15 protein-coding genes and 1 tRNA gene are annotated in these 13,933 nt (G+C 70.6%); 7 read left to right on the top strand and 9 right to left on the bottom strand.

The features are described from left to right. Positions 1 to 4: 4 nt before the first annotated feature. Both B7X32_RS01875 and B7X32_RS01870 read right to left on the bottom strand, forming a co-directional pair. Complete coding sequence (locus B7X32_RS01875; RefSeq protein ID WP_292715209.1) at positions 5 to 1,162, bottom strand: acyltransferase; 1,158 nt, start codon at positions 1,160 to 1,162, stop codon at positions 5 to 7. A gap of 69 nt (positions 1,163 to 1,231) precedes the next feature. Then, positions 1,232 to 1,723 (bottom strand): YbaK/EbsC family protein, encoded by a 492-nt coding sequence (locus B7X32_RS01870; RefSeq protein ID WP_292715206.1) that lies wholly within the window; start codon positions 1,721 to 1,723, stop codon positions 1,232 to 1,234. Positions 1,724 to 1,803: 80 nt separating this feature from the next. On the opposite strand from B7X32_RS01870, the gene pepN reads away from it, so the two are divergent. Together pepN and B7X32_RS01860 are read left to right on the top strand one after the other, a co-directional pair. Beyond that, on the top strand, positions 1,804 to 4,299 hold the full coding sequence (pepN, locus tag B7X32_RS01865; protein WP_292715203.1) for an aminopeptidase N: 2,496 nt from the start codon (positions 1,804 to 1,806) through the stop codon (positions 4,297 to 4,299). Positions 4,300 to 4,398: 99 nt separating this feature from the next. After that, positions 4,399 to 5,556: a cation:proton antiporter gene (locus tag B7X32_RS01860; protein WP_292715200.1), complete on the top strand. Its 1,158-nt coding sequence runs from the start codon at positions 4,399 to 4,401 to the stop codon at positions 5,554 to 5,556. Here B7X32_RS01860 and B7X32_RS01855 read toward each other — a convergent pair. After that, complete coding sequence (locus B7X32_RS01855; RefSeq protein WP_292715197.1) at positions 5,540 to 6,076, bottom strand: GNAT family N-acetyltransferase; 537 nt, start codon at positions 6,074 to 6,076, stop codon at positions 5,540 to 5,542. The genes B7X32_RS01860 and B7X32_RS01855 overlap by 17 nt on opposite strands. 1 nt (position 6,077) lies before the next feature. After that, positions 6,078 to 6,716 (bottom strand): MBL fold metallo-hydrolase, encoded by a 639-nt coding sequence (locus B7X32_RS01850; protein WP_292715194.1) that lies wholly within the window; start codon positions 6,714 to 6,716, stop codon positions 6,078 to 6,080. 128 nt (positions 6,717 to 6,844) lie between these two features. On the opposite strand from B7X32_RS01850, the gene B7X32_RS01845 reads away from it, so the two are divergent. Further along, positions 6,845 to 6,920: transfer RNA gene (locus B7X32_RS01845), tRNA-Glu, on the top strand. Between the two features lie 60 nt (positions 6,921 to 6,980). On the opposite strand, the gene B7X32_RS01840 is transcribed toward B7X32_RS01845, so the two are convergent. Next, positions 6,981 to 8,108 carry a site-specific integrase gene (locus tag B7X32_RS01840; RefSeq protein ID WP_292715191.1) on the bottom strand — a complete coding sequence of 376 codons (1,128 nt, stop codon included), beginning with the start codon at positions 8,106 to 8,108 and terminating at the stop codon, positions 6,981 to 6,983. An 8-nt stretch (positions 8,109 to 8,116) separates the two neighbouring features. Further along, entirely contained in the window at positions 8,117 to 8,329 is a 213-nt protein-coding gene (locus B7X32_RS01835) for a hypothetical protein (protein WP_292715189.1), read from the bottom strand. Positions 8,330 to 8,450: 121 nt separating this feature from the next. Between B7X32_RS01835 and B7X32_RS01830 the strand changes: the two genes are divergently transcribed. Continuing rightward, positions 8,451 to 9,161, top strand: a complete 711-nt coding sequence (locus tag B7X32_RS01830) for a hypothetical protein (RefSeq protein ID WP_292715186.1) — start codon at positions 8,451 to 8,453, stop codon at positions 9,159 to 9,161. Positions 9,162 to 9,599: 438 nt separating this feature from the next. Then, positions 9,600 to 9,902, top strand: coding sequence for a hypothetical protein (locus tag B7X32_RS01825; protein WP_292715183.1), 303 nt, complete (start codon positions 9,600 to 9,602; stop codon positions 9,900 to 9,902). Positions 9,903 to 9,913: 11 nt separating this feature from the next. On the opposite strand, the gene B7X32_RS01820 is transcribed toward B7X32_RS01825, so the two are convergent. From B7X32_RS01820 to B7X32_RS01810, 3 genes are read right to left on the bottom strand one after another with little or no spacing between them, the layout of a single operon-like run. After that, positions 9,914 to 10,615: a flavodoxin gene (locus B7X32_RS01820; RefSeq protein WP_292715180.1), complete on the bottom strand. Its 702-nt coding sequence runs from the start codon at positions 10,613 to 10,615 to the stop codon at positions 9,914 to 9,916. A 28-nt stretch (positions 10,616 to 10,643) separates the two neighbouring features. After that, positions 10,644 to 11,021, bottom strand: a complete 378-nt coding sequence (locus B7X32_RS01815) for a DUF2255 family protein (RefSeq protein WP_292715178.1) — start codon at positions 11,019 to 11,021, stop codon at positions 10,644 to 10,646. After that, positions 11,018 to 11,926: a helix-turn-helix transcriptional regulator gene (locus tag B7X32_RS01810; RefSeq protein WP_292715175.1), complete on the bottom strand. Its 909-nt coding sequence runs from the start codon at positions 11,924 to 11,926 to the stop codon at positions 11,018 to 11,020. Before B7X32_RS01810 ends, B7X32_RS01815 begins: the two co-directional genes overlap by 4 nt. Before the next feature lie 153 nt (positions 11,927 to 12,079). Between B7X32_RS01810 and B7X32_RS01805 the strand changes: the two genes are divergently transcribed. Then, the gene (locus tag B7X32_RS01805; RefSeq protein ID WP_292715172.1) at positions 12,080 to 13,129 is read left to right on the top strand and encodes an alcohol dehydrogenase catalytic domain-containing protein; all 1,050 of its coding nucleotides are present in this window, start codon (positions 12,080 to 12,082) and stop codon (positions 13,127 to 13,129) included. A gap of 46 nt (positions 13,130 to 13,175) precedes the next feature. Continuing rightward, the coding region (locus B7X32_RS01800; protein ID WP_292715169.1) for an aldo/keto reductase at positions 13,176 to 13,933 on the top strand (758 nt) is incomplete at its 3' end.

The raw sequence follows: 13,933 nt of genomic DNA, 5'->3' as shown, positions 1-13,933 counted from the left end.
GGGGTCAGCGGGTGCGGGCGAGGGCGACGCGTCGGGCGGCGCTGATGCGGCGCACGTGCACCCGCTCCGCGAGGGCGGCGCCGATCGCGCCGGCCTGCCGGGCGAGGTCCTGCGCCTGCCGCTCGACGAGCGCGTGGAACAGTGCGGCGACCGCGAGGCTCAGCGGGATCCCGATCAGGCACGCGAGCCACCACTGCTCGGCCCCGAGCAGGTAGCAGAGCGACGCCAGGATCGGGGCGTGCACGAGGTAGAGGCTGAACGACACGCGCCCCAGCCACTGCATCGGCCGGGCGTCGAGCGCCCTGCGGGCCCTCGGCCACACGAGGGCGAGGACGACCAGCAGCGCCGCGCCGGCGGCCGCGAGCGCCCAGAGCACATCGGCCGCGGGGGTGCCGGCCGTGATCGGACGCGCCAGCCAGCTCGCGATGAGCAGGGCGCAGGCGATGACCGCGAGCCAGGGGAGCGCGCGGCGCACGCGCGGACGCTCGGCCCAGGCCTGCAGATCCGCGAACCGCACCGCGAGCAGGGTTCCGAGCAGGAACACCGGCAGATAGGCGAGCGCCGACTCCCCGGTCGCGCGCCCCACGAACATGAGCACGACCGCGAACGCCGCGGCGGGCACCGCGAAACGGCGGATCCGCAGCGCGGCCCAGAGGTACAGCGGCAGCAGCAGGGAGAAGAACAGCTCCCAGCGGAGCGACCACAGAACGTTGTCGATCGGATAGTTCGAACGCAGGAGCGTCATCTGGGACAGCACGTCGCCGGCGGAGACGCTCGTGGCCTGCGCATCCTGCATCCACGAGTTCTCGGGCATCGTGGACGCGTCGCGCGGGATCAGCTGGACGAGGAGCGCGGCGGCGCCGAGCGCGGCGATCACCGGCACGTAAAGCCGGATCAGGCGGGCGGGGTAGTACCGCGCCCAGGAGAATCCCGGCCGCAGCGCGGGCAGCGCGACGACCATGCCGGACAGCACGAAGAACACCATGACCGCCTCGGATCCGGCGAGGAGCAGCTTGAGCGGCGACTGCGTGAGCAGTGCCCAGCCGGCCGGGTCGATCCACGGTTCCGCGATCAGGGACGCATGGTGGATGAGGACGATCCCCGCGGCGAGTCCGCGGAGTCCGTCGAGGGAACTGATCCTGCCGTTACCGTTCTGTGACATCCCTTTCCACGGTAGGGACCGAATCTGGACGCCTCCTGGACTGCGCCCAGGGATCCGCGAAGGACGACCTCAGTCCGCGGCGACGGCGATGACCTCGCCGCCGGTGAGGGCCACGAGTTCGTCGAACGTCATCGGCATGACGGTGTGCGGGGTTCCGCCCGCGGTCCAGACCACGTCGTAGTCCCGGAGCGCGGCGTCCACCACGGTCCGCACCGGAGCGGGATGGCCGACCGGGGCCACGCCGCCGATCGCCTGACCCGTCACCTCGCGCACGGTCGCCGCGGGCGCCATCGAGACGGTCTCCGCGCCCACGGCCGCGGTGAGCAGGTCGACGTCGACCCTGTGCCGGCCGCTCGTCATCACGAGCAGCGGTTCGCCGTCCGCGAGGAAGAGCAGGCTGGATCCGATCGCGCCGACCTCGCAGCCCAGCGCGGCGGCGGCCTCGACCGCGGTGCGTGCGGAATCGGGCAGCTCGCGCACTTGTGCGGAGAGACCCGCGGCGCGCACGTGCTCCTGCACGATCCTGCTGCGCTCGGGGAGGGAGGCGGTCTGCTCTGTCATGCGACCATGCTGGCACAGGGCTCGGGGCGCCGAGGCGCCCTTCCGCCCGGCGCACGCGCGGAGCATGGAACGATGGATCCATGACCACCGCCAACCTCACCCGCACCGAGACCGCCGCTCGATCCGGGAGCGTCGATCTGCACCGGCTTCGGGTCGAGCTCGATGTCACCGGCGCGACCGACCCGGCGAACACCGGGTTCCCTGTGGCCACGACGCTCGAGTTCGACGCGCGCACGACCGAGACCTGGGCCGACTTCGTTGGCGAGGCCGTGCACGACGTCGTGGTGAACGGGCAGCAGCGGGAGGTCGAGTGGGACGGCGCGCGGATCCGCCTCGCCGATCTCGCCGAGCACAACACCGTGGTCATCCGCGCCACCGGCGCCTACAGCCGCTCGGGGGAGGGACTGCACCGCTTCGCCGACCCCGTGGACGGGGGCGTGTACCTGTACACGCACGACGAGCCGGCCGACGCGCGCCGTTTCATGGCGTGCTTCGAGCAGCCGGACATGAAGGCGGCGATCACGGTCGTGGTGACCGCTCGCGAGGGCTGGGAGGTGCTGTCGAACCAGTCGCCCGCGACCACGAGCGCCCAGGACGGCGTGCAGACCGTGGAGTTCGCACCGACGCTGCCGCTGTCGAGCTATCTGACCTGCATCGCGGCGGGACCCTATGCGCGCGTGTCGTCCGAATGGCGCCGCGGCGATCTCGTCGTGCCGCTCTCGGTGCTCAGCCGCGCCTCGATGGCCGAGCACCTCGCCGCCGACGAGATCCTCGAGATCACCCGGCAGGGTCTGGACTTCTTCGCGGAGGCGTTCGCCTTCCCGTACCCGTGGGGCAAGTACGACCAGATCTTCGTGCCGGAGTACAACATCGGCGCCATGGAGAACCCCGGCCTGGTGACCTTCACCGAGTCCTACCTCTATCGGGGAGCCGCGACCCGTGCACAGCGGCAGGCGAGGGCGAACACGATCCTGCACGAGATGGCGCACATGTGGTTCGGCGACCTGGTCACCATGACCTGGTGGGACGACCTGTGGCTGAAGGAGTCGTTCGCGGATTACATGGGATCGCACGCCTCGGTCGCCGCGACCGAGTTCGCCGACGCCTGGGTCGCGTTCGCGAACCGGCGCAAGGCCTGGGCGTACACCCAGGACCAGCTGCCGAGCACCCATCCGATCGTCGCCGACATCGCCGACCTCGAGGCGGCGAAGCTCAACTTCGACGGCATCACGTACGCCAAGGGCGCGGCCGTGCTCAAGCAGCTCGTGGCTTTCGCGGGCGAGGGCGCGTTCTTCGAGGGCGCCCGCCGCTACTTCGCGCGGCACGCCTTCGGCAACACCACCCTCGAAGACCTGCTGGTCGAGCTCGAACAGGCCTCGGGCCGCGACATGCGCACCTGGGCGCGGGCGTGGCTGCAGACCACCGGGATGAGCACGCTGAGCCTCGAGCGCGGGGAGGACGGCTCGGCCGTCGTCGTCCAGACGGATCCGCGCCCGCACCGGCTGCAGATCGGCCTGTACGACCTGCGCGACCACGCGCTCGTGCTGCGCGAGCGGATCCCGGTCGACATCGCCGAGGAGCGGACCCCTGTCGCGCTGCCGGATGCCGACCTCGTCCTGCTCAACGACGGCGACCTCACCTACGCCAAGGCGCGGCTCGATCCGCGCTCTCTCGCGGCCGTCGAGCGGGGGCTGTCCTCGCTCGACGATCCGCTCGCGCGCGCCCTGCTCTGGTCCGCGCTGTGGAACGCGACGCGGGACGGCGAACTCGCCGTCGCCCGCTACCTCGGGATCGTCGCGGCGCATGCGCCGGCCGAAACGGACAGCGCCCTGCTCGGCGGCGTCGTGCTGAACGCGCCGTTCGCGATCGGGCACTACCTGCCCGAGGAGGCCGTGGCGGAGGCGCGGGCCGCGTGGCTGGACGCGACGTGGGCGGCGCTCGGCGGGGCGGCCGGGGGCAGCGACGCGCAGCTCATCTGGGCGCGCGCGTTCGCCGCCGCGGCAGCGTTCGACGACCGCCGCCGTCTCGATGTCTCGACGCTGCTGATCGGATCCGGACCCGAGGGCCTCCCGATGGACGCCGACCTGCGCTGGGAGCTGCTCACCGCGCTCGTCGCCACGGGTCATGCCGGGGCGGAGGAGATCACCGAGGAGCAGCTGCGCGACCACACGGCGAGCGGCCGCACGGCGGCGCTCGCGGCCGCGGCGTCGACGCCGAGCGCCGCCGTGCGCGCGGCCGACTGGCGCGCCGCCTGGGGCGATCTGACGCTCACGAACGACCACCTCGACGCCACGATCCGCGGTTTCGGGGCGGGCGGGCGACGCGATCTCGTGGCCGGCTTCGACGCGGAGTACTTCTCGCACATCGAGGCGGCGTGGGCGGATCGCTCGATCGAGATCGCCCGGCGCCTGGTGATCGGACTGTATCCGGACGCGGAGACGACCGAGCTCGTCGACGCCTGGCTCGATGCGCATCCCGACGCCCCCGCCGCGCTCCGCCGGCTCGTGAGCGAGCAGCGAGACCACCAGCGGCGTGCGATCCGGGTGCGCCGGGCGCAGGAGAGTCTCGTCGGCTGAGCTCCGGCGTCCGGCCCGCCGGGCGACGCCGCGCGGACGGCGCGGATCAGGCGGCCCCGGGTCCGGGACGACGAGGACTCGCGGATCTAGAGTGTGCGCATGACGTTCGCGACCCTGGCGCTGCTGGTGCTGGTGGGCCTCTCCGGCCCGGCGCTCTCCGCCCGGCGCGCCTGGCGGATCCCGGTGATCGCCGGCGAGCTCGGGGCCGGCCTCGTGATCGGTTCGACCGGGTTCGGCTGGGTGGACGCGGCGGAGCCGACGTTCACGCTGCTCGCCCAGCTCGGGTTCGGGCTCATCATGCTCGTGATCGGCTCGCACATCCCGATCCGGGACACCGTCGTGCGTGCGGCCGTGGGGCGCGGGGCGGCGGGGGCCGGGATCGTGGCCGCGGTCGCCGTGGCGCTCGGCATCGGAACCGCGCTGCTGTTCGGCACCGCGCACGGGGCGGTCTACTCGGTCCTCATCGCGTCCTCCTCTGCCGCGCTCGTGCTGCCCATGCTGCAGTCCCTCGACATCTCGGCCGATTCGGCCGCGCAGCTCATCGCGCAGATCGCGATCGCGGACGTGGCCTGCATCGTCGCGCTCCCGCTTGTGCTGCAGCCCGAGCGCGTGCCGCTCGTCGCGCTCGGCGGGGTGGGCATCGCCGTGGTCGGCGTGCTGCTCGTGGTGGTGCTGCGCCGGATCGGCACACACCGCCTGCGCGTGCTGCACGAGGTGTCGGAATCGCGGCAGTTCGCGCTCGAGCTGCGATTCAGCCTGCTGGCGCTGTTCGGGCTGGCGGGCATCGCCCAGTTCACGCACGTCTCGGTGATGATGGCGGGCTTCACGCTCGGACTGGTGCTCTCGGCCGTGGGCCAGCCGCGACGCCTCGCCCGTCAGCTCTTCGGGATGACCGAGGGCTTCTTCGGACCCCTGTTCTTCGTCTGGCTGGGGGCCTCGATCAACCTGCGGGACCTGGGAACCCACCCGCAGATGATCCTGCTCGGACTCGCGCTGGGCGCCGCGGCGGTCGTCGCGCACCTCGCGGGGCGCGTCACCGGCCTGCCCTGGGCGCAGACGGTGGCGTCGGCGGGGCAGCTCGGCGTCCCCGTCGCGGCGGTGGCGCTGGGCGTCGAGACCAGGGCGCTCCTTCCCGGGGAGGGGGCGGCGATCCTGCTCGGGGCGCTCGTGGCGGTGGTCGCGTCCTCGGCCGCGGTCGCGGTGGTGTCGAGACGGAACGCCGCGGCGGCCCCGCCACCGGCTAACGCCGAGGCGTGACCTGCATCCCCATGACCGTGCGGACGATCCACGGATGGGCGTGGTCGTCGGCGATGTGCGTCATGCCGAGCTTGGCCGCCACCCGCAGCGATGCGATGTTCTGCGGATGGATGATCGCGGTCAACGTGGTCGGGGCGAACTCGCGGCGCACGACGTCGACGCAGGCCTGTGCGGCCTCGGTCGCCAATCCCTCGCCCTGCCGGTCTGCGCGCACATGGTAGCCGACCTCGCGGACGGCGATCCCGTTGTACGTCTGCCAGGTGATCCCGCAGTCTCCGAGGAACCGCCCCTCCGGAGTCTCGATGATCCAGAGGCCGTGGCCGTCCTGCGCGTAGCGCCGCTGCTGGTTCGCGATCCACTCGGCGCTCTCGTCCCTCGTCTTCGTGGTCGGATAGAACGCCATGACCTCCGGATCTCCGAGGAGCGCGGCGATCGCGTCGAGGTCGTCGTCCTCCATCTCGCGGAAGCGCAGGCGGGGTGTCGGCGCGGGCAGGAGCCGTGCGGCGGGGGAGTCCGCCACCTCAGACCTCGAGGTCGTCGCCGGGATCCAGTTCGAAGAACTCGCCGCCGTTCTGCTCGGTGGCCCACTTCAGCCGTCCGCGGTGCATGTTCGCGCCGATCACGGAGAGTGTCATGTCGTGCGTGCCGAACGCACGGCGGGGCTTGACCGCGAGCACGAAGTCGATCGCCTCGCCGATCTTGAGCCACGGGGCGCCCAGCGGCGCGGCGAGCGTGCCCACCTCGACGCCCTCCGGCACGGCATAGGAGTCGCCCGGGTAGTACAGCTCGTCGTCCACCAGCACGCCGACGTTGTCGATGAGGGGGATCGAGGAGTGGATCTCCGCATGCACGCCTCCGAAGAAGCGCAGCGTGAAGTCGCCCGCCGTGACGGTGTCGCCCGGTGCGACCTCGGTGATCTCGTATCCCTCTGCGGCGCGGACCACGCCGGCCGGTGCGAAGATCGGGGTGCCGGGGGCCGCGCGCAGGATCCGGTCCAGGTGCTCCGGCGTCCAGTGATCCGGGTGCTCGTGGGTGATCACGACACCCACGAGGCGGTGCAGCTCGTCGAGCGGGAGCGTGAAGCTGCCGGGATCGATGAGCAGGGTCTGGCCGTGGTCGTCGACGCGGAGCGCCGCGTGCTCATGCTTGGTGATGCGCATTCCTCGAGCGTAATCCTGCAGGGCGCGACACACCCGGGGTTCGCGTCCGGCCCGGCTCGATTTGGCGGCCGCTGGGGGTCATGTCATACTTGAACGGTTGTCGCGAGACGGAAACGGATCGCCAAGACGGCCCCATCGTATAGCGGCCTAGTACGCCGCCCTCTCACGGCGGTAACGCGGGTTCGAATCCCGCTGGGGTCACCAACAGAAAACCCCCGGTCATCCGGGGGTTTTCGCGTTTCTGCAATGACCCGCAAATCGGCTCTATGCGGCTCGTGGCAACAGATTGGCAACACTTGTTTGCATCGCTGCGGCATCGAGCGCCGTGGCAACACTGTCGAGGTCGTCGTCGAACAGGTCGGCGTAGACGTCGAGGGTCACCGCGGCCGAGGCGTGCCCGAGCATCCGCTGCACCGCCTTGACGTTCGCGCCGGCACTGACGGCCAGCGAGGCGGCCGTGTGCCGCAGCTCGTGCGGGGTCAGTCCCTTGAGCCCGATCGAGGTTGCCGCGTCGTCGAACCAGCCGACCCGGAAGACGTGGTTCCGCAGCCATGTGCCGGTGCGGATCCCGTAGAACACCGGGGCGTCGCCGGGGCGCCCGGCGACCTGCACGCGCAGCAGCCCGACGAGGAACGCGGGAATCGGGATGCTCCGGTGCTCGTAGTCCTTGGGCGGCTCGATGCGCTGATAGCCCTTGTCCGCGACGACGGTCTGCTCGACCGTCAGCCGGGGGTGCTTCGCGTCGAGGTCGAGGTCGCGGATGCGCAGCCCCGACAGCTCGCCCCAGCGGAGCCCGCAGTAGGCGAGCACGAGCACCACGAGGCCGTAGCCGTGCTCACGCCCGTCCTTCACCCGGTCGATCGCCTGGGCGAGCGCGGCGACCTGATCGTGGGACAGGTAGCGCTTGCGCGACTTGGTCGGCTTCGGCAGCTTGAGCCGCTGCGCGGGGTTGGACGGCAGCCGGCCGTCCTCGACGGCGAAGCGCAGCGCCCCGGAGAGCACGTTGACGATCTTCCGCACGGTCGCCGGCGCACCTGGCAGCGCCGAGGCCCACTCCTGCACGCGCAGCCGGGTCAGGTTCCCGATCGGGATCTTCCCCAGTTCCGGGACGATGTGCTTCTCGACGATGTTCTCGACCCGGCTGCGGGTCGTCGCCCGCAGGTCGCCTCGAGCGCCGAGCCAGGTCTGCAGCCAGTCGGCCACCGTCACCCGCGCCAGCGCCGGGTCGAGATAGCGGCCCTGGGCGATGTCGACCTCGGTGGTCGCCAGGAACAGCTCGGCCGCCTTCTTGGTCGTGAAGCCGCGCTTCTGCGTCTGCTTCTTGTCCGGCCGCCGGTACAGCGCGCGGTAGCGACGACCGTTGGTCGTCTCGTAGGACTCGATGCTGCCCATGCCCGCTCCTACTGCCGGAGCCCAGCGAGGCGCTCGACGTCGACGCGCCGGTAGACGCGCTTGTGCTCGGTGAGTTGGACCGGCTCGACCGGGGCGCGGCCGTCCAAGGCGAGCGTGCGCAGGGTCGTGCGATGGATGCCGAGCAGCGTCGCCGTCTCCTCCTCGGAGTAGAACAGCCTCGTCGGCTCCTGCTCGGCGACCCGCGCTGCGCTCTCGTCCAAGTCGCGACCTCCAGAACACTAAGATGTTAGCCAATGTGGAAGCTAACGTCTTAGAGTAAATCACGACTCGCCAAGAACAGCAAGCGTTTTAGATGCGCGGCTCGCTCGGTACACTCGGGATGTGCCCGAATCCCCACGACACCCCGGCGACCAGTCCTACGACGGCCTGCTCGTCCAGGCTGACCTGCCGCAGGGCTGGTATCTGCCGGACCGGTTCCCCAGCGGCGGCGAGGACGACCCGAGCGCGCAGATCGACGCGATCATCGGTTACGACGACCAGGCACTGGGGGAGAGGGATCGACGAGCGCAGCGCGAGTCGGAGCAGAACGAGACGATCGACGGCCGCTGGCGCTACATCGAGCACACCGCCACGGCGACCCGGGTGCTCATCCGCCTCCAGCGCCAGATCTACGCCGTTCCAGAGGAAGTGCGCATTACCGGCGTTCTCTACATGCCGTGGCGGCCGGGTGACCCCGTCACCAGCCAGGACCTGCGCAACCTGCCGACCGCGCGCATCGAGGCCGCGATCAACGAGCGGTTGTTCGCGATGAAGCGCACACAGACGATCGCCGGGGGCAAGATCGTGCTGCCTTCCGGCCGGAAGGTCAGCGAGCGCGACCTGCTCAAGCCGATCGGCGACCCGAAGCGGACCCCCGACTTCTACGAGCTCGTCGCCCTGCAGTACGGCCGGCTGTCGGCGCGCGGCGATGTGAATCCGGCGATGACGATGGCCGACATCAACGGCGTCGCCCACCCCACCGCACAGGGTTGGCTCGTGCGCGCCCGCTCCCGCGGTCTGCTCCCACCCGGCCCCCGCGGGCGCCGCAGCTAGCCATCGTGGCAGTCGGATGGGGGTCGGGCTGATAGAAACGCGGTCACGCTCGAAGGCGAGGATCAGTAAGGGACTGTCCCGAGGCTCAGAGAGGTAGTTCGATCTGAAGATCCGCCAAAGCCACGCGCGCCGCGTGGAATCCGGCCATGCCGTGGATCCTCGGGCCGGGTGTCACGGACCGCGCCGGACGAGATGTCGCCCCGATGAAGTTCATGCCGTGCGCCTCCAGACCGGCCGCGGTGGTCGAATGCACCGCGAGCACGCGGTCACGTCGTCCCGGGGCCACAAGCTCGATCCGGTCCAAGATCACGTCTGCCGTGTCTCGATCGGATCTAGCGGGTACGTGCGTGTAGGCCCAGAGAACGCTTCGACCTTCCGGCGCCCTCGAGGCGTCGGCGACCGTCTCGCGAGCCCCTCTGGACGTCCCAATTCATCCTGTTGCTCGTCAGCGCGGTGTTCATGTATTGCATGACGTTCATGCTCACCCCGACCCCGCCGCTGTTTGCCGAGGATCTCGGCACTGGATTCGCGGCCGCTGGCGGCGCGATCATCGCCGCCTACACCGCCGGGTCTCTGCTGCCCACCCCCTCGGGGGGCGACGTCGGCGCTGTGCTCTCGGGTACGGCGATCGAGCTCCTCGGATACTCCGTCGCGTTCGCCGGTCTCTCAGTCTTCGCAGCGACCGCGATCGTTCCCTGCATCGCACTGCTTCGCCCGATTCGACGAGGTCCGGACGGGTAAAGCGCGTGAGTTCAGACCAGCTTGATCTGCCGTAGCCAGTCCTCCGTCTGATCACGAGCGTCGTTGACGGTCTCGCCTTGGATGGCGAGCCCGTCGCCGACGGTGGCGCCTTGGCACCATTGGGTGTAGTCGCGCTGGACCGCGCCCATGCGGCTGACTGCGTAGGTGACGAAGGGCTGCACCGTCTTCCCAGTCCAATCCAGGGCGTCGATGAAGGTGCGCATGATCATTGGCGGTTGGCTGTTCCATACAGGGGAGCCGAGCAGGATGGTGTCGTAGCCGCCCAGGTCGGGCAGGTCGCCGGTGATCCGGGGGCGCGCGTCGTCTTGTTCTTCTTCCAGGTTGCGGGCCACGGTCTGGTCGTAGTCGTGCGGGTATGGGTCGGCGGCCACGATCCGGAACACGTCGACCGAGACGGCCCCGGCGAGCATCTCGGCGAGCACCTGGGTGTTGCCGACGTCGAGGTCGACGCGGCTGCCGTAGTGGTAGTTCTCGCCGGCCCGGGAGAAGTAGGCCAGCAGCACCCGTTTGCCGGACGACGTCGGACCGTTGCCCCCGCCAGCCGATGGTGCGATGCCGGTGGGGGGAGTGCTGGAGGGTGGCATGGAATCCGTGCCTTTCGGGGTGCACGCGGCCAGGACGCCGGCGGCGAGCGTCCCGAGGCCCAGGAGAAGGACGAAGCGCCGCGGGAGACCCGACGCCGGATGTGCCATTGCTGGCCTGCTCGCCTCGGAGCGCCCGCTATCGGGGGATCGCGAGTAGGGTCGCGGCGAGGGCGTCGGGGGTGCGGGTGGAGTCGACGATGGACTTCGCGTAGCGGCCATACTTGGCCTGATACGCCTGGCTAATCTGGGCCTGCTCGGCGTCGTCGGTGATCTCGGTGAAGATCACGTCGCGCTCGACGCCGCCGATGCTGACGTGCCCGAGCCCCGACGCTCGGGTGGCCTTGAACCAGTTGGCGCCCCGGCCGTGGACGGAGCGGAGGTAGACGCGGTCGTCCACGCGCACCGCCCAGATCGTCACCGGCCGGGTCATGGTGCCATCGGGCCGAACGGAGGCGACGTACAGCTCGTCGACGGCATCGACGGTGGTCAGCTCAGCGTCGGTCCATGTGCTCATGCGAACGGCCTTTGTTCCGGGGTTTCGACGGGTGCGCTCATAGCGTCAGGCTCCTTCTCTATGGTCGCGGCCCAGCTGGCCAGCAGCTTCAGCCGTTCCTCGGAGGCGCTGGCCGGCGCCGCGGTGAACGTGTAGAGGTGCCAGCCCGGGTCGGCCGGCAGATCCAGACCCTCATAGCTCAGCTCGAGGTCGCCGACGATCGGGTGGTGGAGGCGCTTGATGCCGGTGCGGTGGTAGCGCACGTTGTGCGCCGCCCACCGGGTGCGGAACGCCTCCGAGCGGGTGACGAGCTCGCCGATCAGGTCGGTGAGCTGCTTGTCGTGCGGGTGCCCGCCGGCATAGGAGCGCATCGCCGCGACGATGTCGTCGGCGCCCTTGTCCCAGTCGATGTAGAACGCCCGCGATTCCTCTTCTTGGAGGAACACGAAGCGGGCGTTGTTCACCGGCCGCCGCGGATTGTCGAACAGCGGCGCGTTCAGCGCCCGGCCGAGCCGGTTGGTGGCGATGAAGTCCATGTGCTCGTCGCGCACCCAGGCCGGCGCGTCGGTGATCGCGTCCAGGAAGCGCTGCAGGCTGGGCCGCACGTCGTTGTTCCGGGCCGGCCGCTTGCGGCGCACCGGGCGCGGATGGGCCGCGCGGGCCAGGTCGAACAGGTGGGCGGTCTCGGCCTCGTCCAGTTGCAGGGCGCGGACAAGCGCGTCGAGGACCTCGTCGGAGGCGCCGCCGAGGTCGCCGCGCTCGAGCTGGGCGTAGTAGTCCACGCTCACCCCGGCCAGCAGCGCGACCTCTTCCCGGCGCAGCCCCGGCACCCGCCGGTTGCCGCCGGCGATCAGGTTGGCCCGCTCGGGGGTGAGCCGGGCGCGCCGGGTGCGCAGGAAGTCCTGCACCTCGCTGCGATGATCCATACCCACCACGGTAGGCGGCTCGGCCCAGCTCTGGGATGGGCTGGCAGTACCTGGGTCACGGGCAACTGTCGTGCCAGCGTGGAAGCCGGGACAGTGGATTGTGCGAGTGGCCGCGCCCGGCTGCCCGCCACGACCCGGAAAGGCACGACCCTGATGCTTGCCACGTTCATGTACGGCCCCGGTGACGTTCGCGTCGAGGAGACCGAGACCCCGACGATCCTGACCCCGACTGATGCGATCGTGCGGATCACGCTGTCGTGCGTGTGCGGCTCGGATCTGCACGCCTTCCACGGCGGCGGCATCCGCAGCGGTATCGCCCGGATGGGGCACGAGTTCCTCGGCATCGTCGAGGACACCGGCGCCGACGTGTCGACCGTGAAGCAGGGCGACCTGGTGCTCGCCCCGTTCGTGTGGGCCGACAACACCTGCGACTTCTGCCGCGAGGGCCTGCACACCGCCTGCCGACACGGCGGCACCTGGGGCTCCACCGACGCGGCCGGCATCGTCGGCGGCGGGCAGGCCGAAGCCGTCCGCATCCCGCTAGCCGACGGCACCCTCGTCAAGCTCCCAGTCCCGGAGGACTCCGAGCTGCTGCCGGACCTGCTCACCCTCTCGGATGTGATGTGCACCGGCTACCACGCTGCCGTGAAGGGCCGCGTGAACGAGCACACGACGGTGACGGTGATCGGCGACGGCGCCGTGGGCCTGTCCGCGGTGCTGTCGGCCAGGCTGCTGGGGGCGCCGCGGATCATCCTGATGGGCCGGCACACCGCCCGCACCGACCTCGGCGTCGAGTTCGGCGCGACCGACGTCGTGCCCGAGCGCGGCGAAGAGGGCATCGCCAAGGTCAAGGACCTCACCAATGGGGACGGCACCCACGTCGTCATCGAGGCCGTCGGGTTCCCGCAGGCGTTCGACCAGGCCTTCGGGGTGGTCCGCAAGGGCGGCACCGTCTCCCGCGTCGGCGTGCCGCAGTACACCGAGGCGAACGTGGGCATGCAGGCGATGTTCTTCCCGAACATCACGCTCACCGGCGGTGTCGCCCCGGCCCGCGCCTACATCGAGACGCTCCTGCCGAAGGTCCTCGACGGGTCGATCCACCCCGGGCGCGTGTTCGACCGCGCCGTCGCTCTGCCCGATATCGCCACCGCCTACCAGGCGATGGACGACCGCGAGGCCCTCAAGGTCCTCGTGCGCCCCTGACCCCGGCCTCCCGTCGACGTACCGCTCAACTGCGAAAGGCACCACCATGACCGACCAGACCACCGTGACGCTGAACAACGGGCTGGAGATCCCGGCCCTCGGCTTCGGCGTGTTCCAGACCCCGCCGGCCGAGACCATCGCCGCCGTCACCACCGCCCTGAACGACGGCTACCGGCTCATCGACACCGCCGCCTCCTACGGCAACGAGCGCGAGGTCGGCGAAGGCATCCGCGCCTCCGGCATCGACCGCAGCGACATCGTCATCGAGTCCAAGCTGTGGATCAGCGACTACGCCGACGGCAAGGCCGAGGTCGGCTTCGACGCCAGCCTGCGGCGTCTCGGCGTCGACTACGTCGACCTGTACCTGCTGCACCAGCCCACCCCGGCCGACTTCGACGACACCATCGCCGCCTACCAGCTCCTGGAGCACAAGCTCGCCGAGGGCAAGGTCCGCGCGATCGGCGTCGCGAACTTCAGCCCCGACCACCTCACCCGGCTCATCGACAAGACGACCGTCGTCCCGGCGATCAACCAGGTCGAGCTCCACCCCTACTTCACCAACGCCACCGTGCAGCACGCCGACACGACCCTCGGCATCCGCACCCAGGCGTGGTCGCCGATCGGCGGCATCCACCGCTACCGCCCCTCCGACGCCCCCGGCGCGGGCAATGTCCTCGAGCACCCGGTGATCACGGAGCTGGCGACCAAGTACGGCAAGACGCCGGCGCAGATCGTGCTGCGCTGGCACCTGGAGGAGGGCCGATCCGCGATCCCGAAGTCCACCCATCCGAACCGGATCGCCGA

This window comes from Microbacterium sp. 13-71-7 (assembly GCF_002257455.1).
GTDB lineage: Bacteria > Actinomycetota > Actinomycetes > Actinomycetales > Microbacteriaceae > Microbacterium.
The sequence above is the reverse complement of the archived record's forward strand: the minus strand, read 5'-3'. Positions and strand labels throughout refer to the sequence as shown.

Excerpts from the sequence above, each read along its gene's own strand:
- B7X32_RS01875 (WP_292715209.1), bottom strand. The coding sequence starts at position 1,162 with ATGTCACAGAACGGTAACGGCAGGATCAGTTCCCTCGACGGACTCCGC.
- B7X32_RS01870 (WP_292715206.1), bottom strand. The coding sequence starts at position 1,723 with ATGACAGAGCAGACCGCCTCCCTCCCCGAGCGCAGCAGGATCGTGCAG.
- pepN (WP_292715203.1), top strand. The coding sequence starts at position 1,804 with ATGACCACCGCCAACCTCACCCGCACCGAGACCGCCGCTCGATCCGGG.
- B7X32_RS01860 (WP_292715200.1), top strand. The coding sequence starts at position 4,399 with ATGACGTTCGCGACCCTGGCGCTGCTGGTGCTGGTGGGCCTCTCCGGC.
- B7X32_RS01850 (WP_292715194.1), bottom strand. The coding sequence starts at position 6,716 with ATGCGCATCACCAAGCATGAGCACGCGGCGCTCCGCGTCGACGACCAC.
- B7X32_RS01840 (WP_292715191.1), bottom strand. The coding sequence starts at position 8,108 with ATGGGCAGCATCGAGTCCTACGAGACGACCAACGGTCGTCGCTACCGC.
- B7X32_RS01820 (WP_292715180.1), bottom strand. The coding sequence starts at position 10,615 with ATGGCACATCCGGCGTCGGGTCTCCCGCGGCGCTTCGTCCTTCTCCTG.
- B7X32_RS01815 (WP_292715178.1), bottom strand. The coding sequence starts at position 11,021 with ATGAGCACATGGACCGACGCTGAGCTGACCACCGTCGATGCCGTCGAC.
- B7X32_RS01810 (WP_292715175.1), bottom strand. The coding sequence starts at position 11,926 with ATGGATCATCGCAGCGAGGTGCAGGACTTCCTGCGCACCCGGCGCGCC.
- B7X32_RS01805 (WP_292715172.1), top strand. The coding sequence starts at position 12,080 with ATGCTTGCCACGTTCATGTACGGCCCCGGTGACGTTCGCGTCGAGGAG.